A 12,948-nucleotide genomic window follows, 5' to 3' on the forward strand; every position below is an offset into this window, starting at 1 on the left:
AATTCCTTAGTTTGATTATGGAATTCAATCTATTTTTTATCAAATGCCTTGATATGCTTGACAAATGGTAGAAAAAGGGCAAAGGTGATCAGAAAGATTTTTGCAAAGATACTCCGTTTGGTCATGGTCTCTCCAATTTATAGCCGACATTGCGTACCGTAACAATACAGTCTAGCTCCAGTTTTTTTCGTAGTTCCTTGATATAGACATCGATCACCCGGTCAAAAGGAATCTCTTCCGTCTCCTTCCAGACGGCATCGAGGATCTGAGAGCGGGTCCGGGCCTTGCCCTCATGCTGGAGCAAGTATTCCAAGATTTCCAACTCCTTGGCATTCATGGAAATAGCTTGCCCAGCTAGGCTGGCTGTATAACTCTCAAAATCCACCCGTGCCTCTCCATAGGTGAAGACCCGTGAAGGTTGAAGCTTTTTAAAAATAGCTTCGATACGGACCTTCAAGAGGGACAAGGAGAAGGGTTTTTCCAGGTAGCCATCTGCCAACTCTCCAAAGGCTGTCAACTTATAGTCCTCGTCATGGAAGGCCGTTAGCATGAGGACAGGGACTGAGCTGGTCTTGCGAATGGTCTTGAGGACTTCCAAGCCATTGAGGATAGGAAGCTGGATGTCCAGCAAGACTAGATCCGGCGCTTCTTTGTGAAAGAGGTCCAGGGCCTCCTGCCCATCGCCTGCTTCAAAGACCTCATAGCCACATTCCATGAGATAGTCGCTCATCCCTTCTCGAATCAGGACTTCATCTTCTACGATTAGTATCTTCATACATTATCCTTTTCATCTATATATAGTCGCTTTCTTTCATTATACCGTTTTTTATAGGTGCAGCAAACTTATCATTCAACATCAACTAAGAGGTCTTTGGGTTTCTTGTGAAGAAGCCAGCGTGAAGAAATTAAGGATACCAAGCTTAAGATAAAGCCACCGACTAGAATAACTACTAAAAGTTGCTTAGGTTGGACTGTCATATGAATCTGAGTCAGAGTCTTACTGAAGCTCTCTGCCTCAGCCCCTCCACCAAGATTTGCAGCTAGAGATTCTTTGGTCATTTGCTTATTGATACCTTCTGTTACATTGGAAAGGACTGTATTACCAACTTTTTCGGCAAAGAAACTAGCTAAACCATATGACAAAAGAAAGGCTGGTAAGGCAATCATCAGCAATTCTATTAAAAATTGACCCGCAACCTGTGTCTTTTTAAGTCCCAAGGCCAAAAAGATACCAACTTCTCTACGACGAGCATTTAACCATAAAATTAACAGAAGAGTTAGCAATAAACTTGTAAAAATGAGACTTCCAATAAACATACGGTTTGCCACACGATACATCCCAAGAATAGATTTCTGTAAAGCAGGGTAATTTGACGAGCTCTTAACAAGATCGTAGAGGGACCAGTTAATATTCAACTTTTTAATCTTTGCTATCAAGGAATCAAGATTTTGATCGCCTTTAGCAAAGAAAGTGGCATCCTCATAAGTGGCAGTTTCTACAGTATTACCATAGAGTTTTGCTACTGTATCTAGATCAGTGATGAGGGTGTTTTCATATAACTCCTGAGCATAGGTAACGGCTGCTTTATTTTGACCAGAAAATAAACCTTTGATAGTCACTTCTACTGTTTCATCAGCCCTTTTTTCGTTATCAGCATCATAGAGATTAGATTTAAGCTTTACTTTATCTCCTACATTAAGACCATTCTTTTTAGCTAAATCTTCGTGCATCAAGATTTGATTATGATCCTTATCGGTTAGATGTTCTCCTTCAACTAGTTTATAAGCACCTGAAACAAATTTGTCTTCTTTTGATGAGTCATTAACTCCTGTCAACATCAAGGTAGACTTAAAATTTTTAGCACGTTCTGGAGACTGATTTTGTAGCGTTTGCTCTGTTTCGATAATCTCATAATCTAGTAAATCACCAATACCATTTATCCGTTTTATAGTCGAAACAATCCCTTTAGTCTCACTAATCTTTTTAATATCTTCTCCCTTAAGATTTCCAGCCCCACGAGGAGTTCCAGGATTCGTGTTACGATTAATCTGCATTGAAAAACTATTGGTAATTGACCCTAGACTCTTGGATGCAGCTTCTTGGGTTGCACTTCGCATAGCAAGTCCTAACAAACTAAGGGTACTCATCAAAAGAATAATAATTAACAGTAATAGTGACTTTGACCATTTTCGTGTAATATATGCAAAAGCGTTTCGAAACATAAGAGTCCTTTCTTTATTTTTTCTTTTCTATGAGTTGTTTCTTCTTCAACTCTAAAACCACATCAGATGCCTGAGCAACTTCCTTACTGTGCGTAACAACTATGACACATTTTTGGCGATCTAAGGCCATTCTTTTAAGGATAGCAATAATATCCTTCGCAGTTTCCTCGTCTAGATTTCCTGTCGGTTCATCTGCTAAGATAATTGGAGCCTCTGAAACCAAAGCTCGCGCAATAGCTACACGTTGTTGTTGCCCACCTGAAAGTTGCAGGACATTTCGATTAATTTGTTTTTCATCTAATCCCAATTCAGAAAGTATCTTCCTATCAGCATTTTTATTAACAAGTCGTACATTTTCTAAAGGTGTAAGATAATCAATGAGATTGTAATTTTGAAAAACAAGCGCAACATGGTGTCTACGATGATAACTAGAGCTTTTTTTCTTGATATTTTCTCCGTTAAACAAGACCTGCCCCTTCTTGGGATAATCAAGACCTGCCAAAAGGGAAAGTAAGGTCGTTTTTCCCGCTCCAGATTGCCCAATAATACTATAAAATTTACCTTTCTCGAAACGATAATTCACCTTCGAGAAGATAGCTTCACTTTTATTTTGATAACTATACGTAACATCTTTGAGTTCTAACATAGTGTTCCTTTCTCCTTAACTCATATTAGATAAGATTTCTTTTGGAGTTTTGCGCCAAATGAGACCTGTTGTCACACCGAGCGATAATATTACCAAGACTAGAAGACATAGATAAGATAGCCCTAAGGGTAGTCCCTGAGGAATTTGATCTAATAACTGAAGAGCCTGCTGCTGTCCTTGCTGTCCTATAAATTCTTGCAAAAACAGTCGACTTAGTAGTCGTCCAATAGCAAGGGCTGGTAACAAAGACATAAGGGACACCAACAATATCTCCATAAGAAATTGAGCAAAAATGCGTCCCTTGCTCTTCCCAATTGCTAAAAGAATACCTATCTCATGATTTCTCTCACGCGTCCATAGTGCCATTAAAAACGAGAGGATACCTGCTCCTGTAACAATTAAACTAATCATCATCGTTCTGACTATTTCTTGTAGCGCTTGAGACGATTCCTTCAAGGAGTCAAAAGCCTTTCGGTCCTGGTCCAAACGTAGACGATACCAATCGATATCTAATTGTTCCACTTGTTTAATGACTTGGTCGATTCTATCTGGATTCTTAATACCAAAGGATAATTTTGTCACTAACTTATCAGTCAAATTAAGCAGCTGGCTAGAGTCCTCATAATGGAGGAAGACTTGATTTTCACTTAAATCTGAGGACATTCCAGTAAATGTCTCCTCCTTCTTGCCAGAAAAAATACCAACGATATCAAAGCCCATTTCCCTAGCTCCACTTTCAGTCATCTGGAAATTGGACAAGGTCAGCTTATCTCCGACGCTTAGCTTATTTTTCCTAGCAAGCGATTCATGAATCATAATTTGACCTTTAGCAGATATGTGCTTCCCCTTAAGGAGTTGAAAAGCACCACTCCTAAAATCAACACTTTGGCCTGTTTCCTTAGTAAAAGTGGCTCCCAAGGCTTGATTAGCCTCATTATCAAGATCATCACGTTCCACCGTTTGTTTTCCTGTAACGACCTCCTTATCGATAAGTCGCACTGGGCTTATATATTCAGGTATCGTTGTCATCACATCAGATAGATGACTAATCTTTTCCCCCTCTTTCCAGGAAAATGCACTGCCTCTTTCTTTACTTACCAGAGCAAAACTTGCCCCACTTGACTTCCTGATTTGTGCTTTCATTCCTCCACCAACTTGCATAAGAGAGAAACAAAAATACAAGCAAGATAATATCAAAAACAAAATGAGAAAAAGGATAATATTCCGCGTTTTTTTGCGAAAAATATAAGCAACTGCCTGTTGTAAGAGAACCATCTTCCACCTCCATTTAAGACATTAGCCCTCAGCTACACCAAAGATAGGTGAGGACGCTTTCATTTTCTTATCCTAATTATAGACGACAAATGTGAAACCTTTATGAAATTCAATATTCTGAAGTGATTGTTATCTAAAAATCTAACTGCTGAGATGAGAACTCCAATTAAATAATAACTCTAAAGGACTATCATAAAAAATTCGTTTCATGATTGACTTCACCTCTTTTTCTCCCATAAATCGTCTTTCGCCAATAGCATTTACCCTCGGCATTTGATATAATTTTTCTCAGAGGTATTTTTATTTATGAAGAAACAAGCTTTTAGTTCTGAACAGTATTTGAATCTGCAACGCGACCATATTTTGGAGCGTATTAACCAGTTTGACGGCAAGCTCTACTTGGAGTTTGGTGGTAAGATGTTGGAAGATTTCCATGCTGCCCGTGTCCTCCCTGGTTATGAACCTGACAATAAAATCAAGCTCCTTCAAGAGCTCAAAGATCAGGTCGAAGTGGTTATTGCTATTAATGCCAGCAATATCGAGCATTCTAAGGCTCGTGGTGACCTTGGCATTTCCTACGACCAAGAGGTGCTTCGTCTGATTGATAAATTCAACGAGCTCAATATCTATGTGGGTTCTGTTGTTATTACGCAGTATTCTGGTCAACCTGCAGCCGATGCTTTCCGTAACCAATTGGAAAAAAATGGCATCACGCCTTACATCCACTACCCTATCAAGGGCTACCCAACGGATATGAATCATATCATTTCTCCTGAGGGTATGGGGAAAAACGACTATATCAAGACTAGCCGTAACCTTATCGTTGTTACTGCTCCTGGTCCTGGTTCTGGTAAATTGGCGACATGTATGTCTAACATGTACCACGACCAAATCAATGGTATCAAGTCAGGTTATGCTAAATTTGAAACCTTCCCAGTTTGGAATTTGCCGCTTCATCACCCAGTTAACCTGGCCTATGAAGCTGCCACTGCCGACCTTGATGATGTCAATATGATTGACCCATTCCACTTGGAAACTTATGGCAAGACTACAGTAAACTACAACCGTGACATCGAGATTTTCCCAGTCCTCAAACGTATGCTTGAGCGTATCCTTGGTGAGTCTCCTTACGCTTCACCTACGGATATGGGTGTTAACATGGTTGGTTTTGCCATTACGGATGATGAGGCCGCCAAAGAAGCTTCTAAACAAGAAATCATCCGTCGCTACTATCAAACTGTACTTGATTTCAAAAATGAACGTGTTCCTGAGACCGCTGTCAAGAAGATTGAGTTGCTCATGAACGATCTTGGCATTACTCCTGAAGATCGCCAAGTGGTCGTTGCAGCACGCGCTAAGGCTGAAGAAACAGGTGGTTCTGCCCTTGCGCTTGAATTGCCAAATGGCCAAATTGTCACTGGTAAAAATTCAGAACTCTTTGGTCCAACTGCGGCTGCTTTAATCAACGCTATCAAGACTTCTGCAGGTATTGATAAGGATAATAAACTTATCGAGCCTGAGGTGGTTAAACCTATCCAAGGTCTGAAAATTGACCATTTAGGTAGCCGTAACCCTCGCCTCCACTCAAACGAAATCCTCATTGCCTTGGCCATCACAGCTGCTAACAATGCGGATGCGGCGCGTGCCATGGAGGAACTAGGTAACCTCAAGGGGTCTGAAGCCCACTCAACCATCATCCTTACTGATGAAGATAAAAATGTTCTCCGTAAGCTTGGTATCAATGTGACCTTCGACCCTTACTATCAATACGACAAATTGTATCGTAAATAATGCATGACTAGAAACAACAAAGACCTCAGTTTTACTAACTGAGGTCTTTTAGAATTGCATTTAGTTGGAGAAAGAAAAAAGGGAAACTCTATCGAGTTCCCTTTTTGATAACCCACTCTTTCGTCTCGACCCGTTCCCAATGAAAAGGGAGTGGCCTAGCATTATTATGAAAAAGTGAGTTAAAGGTATCAAACAGAGGGCTAAGCCACTCCCGATTCTAATCAGCCTACGATTTCTAACTTGAGAAAAGGTAAGCTAAAAAGCAAAATTATAGTAGATAGGACTGCCACAAGTGGGAGGTAACGGCCTCCAACAAGATAGAGTAACAATGGCGCTATCGCTATGAAACGATTTAGAAAATTGCTAGTAACACGAACGGTTTGTCCGTCCTCAACGGTAATGGTGTTAGACTTGTAACCCAACTTTCCGACACTCAAACGAGCTTTCGACGATGGTAGGGAAACGCTCACGTCTTCCACTCCAGAAACTGTCCCCACAAGACTACTGTCTACGCGAATAGGACTCTTTCTAGCTACCTTGCTCGCTTCAATTGTTATACTAGCCACTAGCCATCTCCTTTTCCTATCTTTCCACCTATATTATACACTTTTTAAAACGCTTACACAAGTGAAATGACTGTTAAATCAGGATTTCTTGAAAATGGTTTATGTTTTCAAAAGTTCTTAAAACGCTTTGAGGGACTTTGGAAATATTGGATTTTAAATAGTAAAAAGGGCACAGTCCTATCTAATACAGAACTGAACCCTTTCCTATAAGAATTTGTCTATCCTGTTGGGATAAGTGCCTGAGGGGGATAATATTCCTATACGGGAATGGTGGCACTTTCCCTACAAAAGAGCAAATTTACTTAGGCTAATCCATGAACATAAGCATCTACAGCAACGATGGCTTGCGCAATATCAGAAGCTTTCACCTCAAATGGCATTTGATGAATAGTTTCTCCTTCGATTGTTGCTTGTTGACCAACCTTGAGAAGATCTTCGTAACTTGCATTTTCAAGATGCATTTCTTTAAGAGTGGTTGGCATGCCAATTTGTTGATAGAAACGAATGTATTTATCCAAAACTTCTTTTGGACGATTTTCTAGGAACAATTGTACAAGAGTTCCGTAAGCTACTTTTTCACCATGAGTCAAATGGTGAATATCGCCAGTGAGAGCTGTGAAACCATTATGGATGGCGTGAGCCGCAGCCAAGCCACCACTTTCAAATCCAATACCACTGAGAAGGGTATTGGCTTCAATGATGTTTTCAAGGGCAGGCGTTACAACTTTTGCTTCACAGGCGGCCATGGCTTGTAAACCATCTGCAAAAAGGATTTCTTCACAGCGTTCAGCAATGGCAACACCAGCAAGTGTTTGGTGTTTGCCTAGCATGGTTTTACCATTTGCTTGCATAACTGCTCGAGCTTCTACCCAAGTTGCTAAGCCATCTGCGATACCAGAAGCAAGCAAGCGTTTTGGCGCTTGAGAGATAACCTTACTATCAACCAAAACTAATTCTGGGTTCTTAGAATAGAAGATGTAGCGTTCAAAGGCACCTTCGTCCGTATAGATAACAGACAAGGCTGAAACCGGAGCATCTGTAGATGCAATGGTAGGAGCAATCACTACTGGTGATTTAAGAAGATCTGCGATGGCTTTAGCACTATCAATAGTCTTACCACCACCTAAACCAATGACTAAATTACAGCCCTTTTCTTTGGCCAAACTTACCACACGATTAATTTCATTATCTGAAGCTTCACCATTAAAGAAGACTGGAACAACTGTAAGTCCATTTTGAACGAGGTATTCTTCGAAACGTTGACCCACAATGTCATAAACTACTGAATCACACAATAGTACAGGATGACTTCCTAGTTCCAAAATGGTTTTTGCATTTTCAAATAAGGCATTTTCACCTTGAATGTAACGTGACGGACTTGCAAAATTTCTCATAGTCTTTCTCCTTTGATATAAATGTATTTATATAGAATCAATTAAATGATCTTAGTTCTATGGGATACAGAGCTAAACCCTCACTTTAATTGACAGTATATCTATTTAGAGTCAGTACATAAGTCTAATTTTTTACTCTGTTTTCAAAACTTCTACTCTTCTTCTGGGTAGGTCAAACCCCAGTCTTTACGGAGTTGTGTCATAAGTTCCATGACATCTCGGCTGTAATTGAGGTAGGTATAATCATTCTCTCCTGCAACGGCTGCTTCCATATCCAGAACCTCATACTGGAGGGCTTTAGCGGTTTCTCCTGCTTCGATGACTTCTTGTGAGCCATCTTCCGTATAGGTGATGACCGCCCTTTGTCCACGTGGGTATTCATAGAGTTCGATATAGCCCTTGTCATAAGCGATGGTGCCACGTTTAGGTTGTTTAGCATGAAGACTTAGCGTCACCGTTGCCATTTCCCCTTCTGCATTGGTAAGGAGAATACCCGCTTGTTCATCAACACCAGTTAGAGCTAATTTAACCTGTGAAACCATCTCAGTTGGTTGCGACGTCATGAACCAACGTACAAAGGAAAGGGCATAGACACCGATATCAAGCAAAGCTCCACCAGCCAAGTTACGATTGAAAAAGCGGTTGGTCATGTCATATTCTTTATAAGAACCGAAGTTCATCTGGATAACCTTGAGAGGTCCCAACTTACCACTTTCCACGATTTCAGAAAGTTTCCGATAAATAGGCATATGGAAAATGGTCATGGCTTCTGCCAGTTTGACATGATTTTCTTCGGCGAGTTGAATAGCTTCTGTCAATTCCTCACTGTTTAGAGTGATAGATTTTTCACAGAGGACGTGCTTGCCAGCTGCGAGGGCCTTGCGAAGGTAATTAATATGCGTATTATGAGGCGTTGAGATATAGATAATATCCACTTCAGGATCTTCAAATACTTGGTCAATCTCTTCATAAACCTTTTCAATGCCATATTTTTCAGCGAAGGCTACACCCTTGTCATAGGTACGATTGGCAACGGAATAGAGTTTCCCACCAAGAGCTTCCAAGGCTTGTGCCAATTCGTTGGCAATTACGCCAGTTCCAAGACTAGCCCAGTTATACTTAATTTGATTTGTCATAATTTTCCTTTTTCTATTTTTGAATGGTCAATTCATTAATCTGAGATAAGATTTCAACCTCACTCGCTCCTGCCTGAAGCAAGGCTGCAGCCGCATAGGCCCCCTCAATGAGAGGTACCTGTTGAATAAGGATTTCCTTGTCTGAAAATTCCTCAAGCATTTCCAAATTCATACGGGAACTGCCTAGGTCGTAAAAGGCCAAGAGTCGGTTGGCGGGCTGACTGTCCACAGCCACTTGGACATGGTCAAAACTAGATCCCAAGCCACCATCTTCCAGACCACCTGTAGCCGTCAAAGGGATATCTGGAGCGACTTCACGAATCAGGCTCACCAAACCTTTAGCAATATCCGCAGAGTGGGACACAATCACAATTCCAAGTTCTGGCATATCCTAGCCCTCCGCTTCTAGCAAGGCTTTGAAGAGTAGACCAGACGAATAAGAGCCTGGATCAATGTGACCAATAGAACGCTCACCTACATAAGAGGCACGCCCCTTGGTAGCCACAACTTCCTTGGTTGAAAGAACAGCTTGATCAATAAGGTCATTGGTTAATTGACCTTGTTTGACAGCTTCAACAACTGGGTGCCAAACATCCACCATGGTCTTTTCACCAACTTGTGCATGACCACGTTTTTTAATCATCTCGAGACCTGCCTCAAGCACTCCTGCCAAATCTTGACCAGCTTGTTCAGCCTTCATCATGCCCATAAAGGCAGACCCATAGAGCGGACCTGAGGCACCACCAACCTTGCTAATCAAGGCCATTGAGACTGCCTTAAACACTTCTGCTGCACTTTGTGGTTCCGTGCTCTTAATAGCCTCAATGGCTGCCGCCATACCACGCGCCAAGTTAGCACCATGATCACCATCTCCAATAGGACCGTCTAATTCAGACAAGTGGTCTTTTTCTGCTTCAACTTTTTGGTTAAAGCCTTGCATCCATTTTACTGCAACTGTTTTATCCATAATATACCTAATTTCTAGTTCTCACGTCAGACTACCAAGCAATAGTCTTAACTGGACTCTCCAAAGCCTCAAGCCAAGCCTCATCTTCAATCTTCATCAGAGTCAATGAGAGGCCTGCCATATCAATAGATGTCATGTAATTACCTAATTTTTTATATGCCACATCTAGTCCGGCATCTCCAAGAATGCTTGCTACATCATTAGCAAAGACATACTGCTCCATGAGAGGTGTCGCACCCATACCATTGATGAGAAGGGCATAGCGTTCGCCTGACTTAGCCTCAAAGGCTTCAAGGAGCTTCCCTGTCAATTCTTCAGCTAACTGTCGAGAAGGTTGCATAGACTCCTTGCGATAGCCTGGTTCACCATGGATACCAATACCGTACTCTATTTCATCCTCTGCTAGGACAAAACCAGGCTTGCCGACCTCAGGAACTGTCGCACCGCTAAGGGCCAAACCAATAGTGTGGATATTAGGAACAATCTTGTCAGCCAAGTCTTTGATTTCAGCCAGAGACTTACCTTCGCGAGCCGCATGACCTAGGATCTTATGCACGAAAATGGTACCTGCAACCCCACGACGACCTTGAGTATAGAGGCTATTTTCCACAGCAATATCGTCGTCCACAACAACACTGGCAACTTCGATACCTTCCATCTCAGCCAATTCTTGAGCCATCTCAAAATTCATGATGTCCCCAGAATAATTTTTAACAATCATGAAGACACCAGCCCCTTGATCTGCTTCCTTGATGGCTTCCAAAATTTGATCAGGTGTTGGTGATGTGAACACTGCACCTGCGATGGCTGCTGAAAGCATACCATCACCTACAAAGCCAGCATGGGCTGGCTCATGACCACTTCCACCACCAGAAATGAGACCAACTTGACCAGCAGCCTGCTCATTTCTTACAATGATGTCAAAGCCGTCAACACGATGCACCAAATCACTGTGAACATAAACCAAACCATCTAGCATCTCTGTCACAACATTTTCAGGTTTATTGATAATTTTTTTCATGGAATTGCCTCCTTTTCAAAGGTATCATCTATTTGCACTTACATTTGTTCCCTTCTTTAATTGCTAAGACCTCTATAAATAAAGGACTGCAAGGCTTTTTAGGAAAGGTAGCGTAAAAACATGTAAACGCATACATTTTATAATTTAATTGTAGCATTTGCCTCTACCAATAGCAAGGCAAAAGGCAAGCCCTCCATTTTCCTGCCCCCTATCATTAAGTAGAAGAAAAATCTCATAGAAAGTCCTATTTTAGTCGTTAAAGCTATTGAAAAACCATCATTCAAACCTTATAATGGAATGACGAATTAAGTGATAAGGAGGTTCAAATGACCATCGATTTTCCAAGAGAGACAGAAATAGAAACCAAAAATGAAATGGATGCCGTCCTTCAGGCAGGCCGTGTCCTTATGGAGAGCGGTGCCGAGATTTACCGTATCGAAGACACCATGGGACACATGGCCAAGTCTCTTGGTATCAGAGACTTCTCCACTTATGTGGTCAATCGAGGAGTCATGATTTCTGGACTCAACCGCTCAGGTCTTAAAGAGTCTCGTGTCCTAGCTACCTCAGTCCCGTCTATCCATCTAGGTAAACTAGAGGAAGTAAACCGCCTGTCTCGAGAACTGGCAGAACAGCCAAATCAGCCTGTATCTAGCATTTTCCAAAAGCTGAAAACCATTGAGCAGAAGACTTTCTATCGTCCTTTAGAGGATATTATAGCCTGTGTCATTGGTGCAGGGAGCTTCTCGCTAGCCCTTGGAAGTAGCTGGATTGATGGAACTGCTGCGGCTATATCGGGAGTTTTTGTAGGGATTGGCATGCAACTCTTTTCCCGTTTTATTCATACCAGTTTCTTGCAGATTATCCTTTCTAGTGCCATTGCCGCTTTATCAGCTAACATTCTCTATTATTTGGGTATCGGGCAACATCGTAGCGTGATTATTCTGGGCACCTTGATGATTTTGATTCCTGGGGCTTACTTTGTAAATGCCATTCGAGAATTCACCCAGAACAACTACTATAGCGGTCTGGCCCTGATGTTGTCAGGGGTCTCCACTTGTCTATCTATCTCTGTCGGTGTTCTTGCCATGATTTCCATCCTCCCCTTTGCGGAACAGTTATCAGGCATATTCTCAACACCGTCAACCTCATGGCTGGGGGTCTTGATTCAGACCTTCATGGCAGGACTTGGGACAGCAGCCTTCTCCGTGCTTTACCGAGTGCCTAAGAAATACTTCTTAGACCTTGGGACCCTAGGTGCCGGCTCATGGCTCCTCTACCTCTTGATTTGGAATAATACCCATCACGAGGTCCTCGCCATCCTCTTCCCAGCCCTATTAGTCACTATCACCTCACGCTTTTTGGCCCACTACCGTAGATGTCCAGCTACAGTCTTCCTAGCCTCAAGCATGTTCCCACTCATCCCTGGGATGAGCTTCTATCGTGCTGTCTACTTCCTCTTGATTGGAAATGCAGACCTCGGACTCAGCTTCCTACGAGCTTGTTTCCTGGCCTCATTTACCATCGCCATCGCCGTCAGTTTGACACAACAAATCCCTAGCCGCTATTTTGTACTAGGGAAGAAGAAATAGATTGTTAAAAGCCAGTGGTTTTATATGCCAGTGGCTTTTTTGGTGGCGTTCTAAAATCAGTGAATAGCATATTATGAATATCAAAAATACCCTACTCAAGGATCTATCCGCTGCTAACTTAAAGCAAATACATCATTAACACTCTTTAATGAAAGTTCATCATTCATATACTATCAGTTTTGTTTAGAGTAGAGTTGGAAAGAGTTTATACAAAAAATAAAAACGCTTACACAATTCTTTGATTTTATTAAAATGTGATGATAAACTTGATATGTAAGTAATAGAGCCATAATACTAACTTAATTTTACTCATGAATTAACCATATCCTTGCTAACA

12 protein-coding genes are annotated in these 12,948 nt (G+C 41.6%); 2 read left to right on the forward strand and 10 right to left on the reverse strand.

The window, feature by feature from the left end; translation table 11 throughout:
- Positions 1-121: 121 nt before the first annotated feature.
- From H7U01_RS08455 to H7U01_RS08470, 4 genes are all read right to left on the reverse strand, one after another.
- A complete protein-coding gene (locus H7U01_RS08455; protein WP_002891287.1) occupies positions 122-775 on the reverse strand; it encodes a response regulator transcription factor in 654 nt (217 codons plus the stop codon).
- 71 nt (positions 776-846) lie between these two features.
- On the reverse strand, positions 847-2,223 hold the full coding sequence (locus tag H7U01_RS08460) for an ABC transporter permease (protein WP_014634737.1): 1,377 nt from the start codon (positions 2,221-2,223) through the stop codon (positions 847-849).
- Between the two features lie 13 nt (positions 2,224-2,236).
- The gene (locus tag H7U01_RS08465) at positions 2,237-2,869 is read right to left on the reverse strand and encodes an ABC transporter ATP-binding protein (protein WP_195914676.1); all 633 of its coding nucleotides are present in this window, start codon (positions 2,867-2,869) and stop codon (positions 2,237-2,239) included.
- 15 nt (positions 2,870-2,884) lie between these two features.
- The gene (locus H7U01_RS08470) at positions 2,885-4,144 is read right to left on the reverse strand and encodes an ABC transporter permease (RefSeq protein WP_183135764.1); all 1,260 of its coding nucleotides are present in this window, start codon (positions 4,142-4,144) and stop codon (positions 2,885-2,887) included.
- 306 nt (positions 4,145-4,450) lie between these two features.
- On the opposite strand from H7U01_RS08470, the gene H7U01_RS08475 reads away from it, so the two are divergent.
- Entirely contained in the window at positions 4,451-5,935 is a 1,485-nt protein-coding gene (locus tag H7U01_RS08475) for a DUF1846 domain-containing protein (RefSeq protein ID WP_201041442.1), read from the forward strand.
- Between the two features lie 221 nt (positions 5,936-6,156).
- Here the strand turns inward: H7U01_RS08475 and H7U01_RS08480 are convergent, their stop codons facing one another.
- The 6 genes from H7U01_RS08480 to dhaK all read right to left on the reverse strand — a co-directional run bounded on the left by H7U01_RS08480 (position 6,157) and on the right by dhaK (position 11,019).
- Positions 6,157-6,501, reverse strand: a complete 345-nt coding sequence (locus H7U01_RS08480; protein WP_002885337.1) for a hypothetical protein — start codon at positions 6,499-6,501, stop codon at positions 6,157-6,159.
- A gap of 302 nt (positions 6,502-6,803) precedes the next feature.
- Positions 6,804-7,895 (reverse strand): glycerol dehydrogenase, encoded by a 1,092-nt coding sequence (locus H7U01_RS08485; RefSeq protein ID WP_004182244.1) that lies wholly within the window; start codon positions 7,893-7,895, stop codon positions 6,804-6,806.
- A 152-nt stretch (positions 7,896-8,047) separates the two neighbouring features.
- Positions 8,048-9,031 (reverse strand): Gfo/Idh/MocA family protein, encoded by a 984-nt coding sequence (locus H7U01_RS08490; protein WP_201041443.1) that lies wholly within the window; start codon positions 9,029-9,031, stop codon positions 8,048-8,050.
- 13 nt (positions 9,032-9,044) lie between these two features.
- Positions 9,045-9,419, reverse strand: a complete 375-nt coding sequence (gene dhaM / locus H7U01_RS08495; RefSeq protein WP_049545759.1) for a dihydroxyacetone kinase phosphoryl donor subunit DhaM — start codon at positions 9,417-9,419, stop codon at positions 9,045-9,047.
- Positions 9,420-9,422: 3 nt separating this feature from the next.
- Positions 9,423-9,998 (reverse strand): dihydroxyacetone kinase subunit DhaL, encoded by a 576-nt coding sequence (gene dhaL / locus H7U01_RS08500; RefSeq protein WP_004182241.1) that lies wholly within the window; start codon positions 9,996-9,998, stop codon positions 9,423-9,425.
- Positions 9,999-10,029: 31 nt separating this feature from the next.
- On the reverse strand, positions 10,030-11,019 hold the full coding sequence (dhaK, locus tag H7U01_RS08505; RefSeq protein WP_201041444.1) for a dihydroxyacetone kinase subunit DhaK: 990 nt from the start codon (positions 11,017-11,019) through the stop codon (positions 10,030-10,032).
- A 326-nt stretch (positions 11,020-11,345) separates the two neighbouring features.
- Here dhaK and H7U01_RS08510 point away from each other — a divergent pair, with 326 nt between their 5' ends.
- The gene (locus H7U01_RS08510) at positions 11,346-12,611 is read left to right on the forward strand and encodes a threonine/serine ThrE exporter family protein (RefSeq protein ID WP_002891300.1); all 1,266 of its coding nucleotides are present in this window, start codon (positions 11,346-11,348) and stop codon (positions 12,609-12,611) included.
- Positions 12,612-12,948: the final 337 nt, after the last annotated feature.

The organism is Streptococcus sp. 21.1, from assembly GCF_016648635.1.
In the GTDB taxonomy this organism is placed as follows: domain Bacteria; phylum Bacillota; class Bacilli; order Lactobacillales; family Streptococcaceae; genus Streptococcus.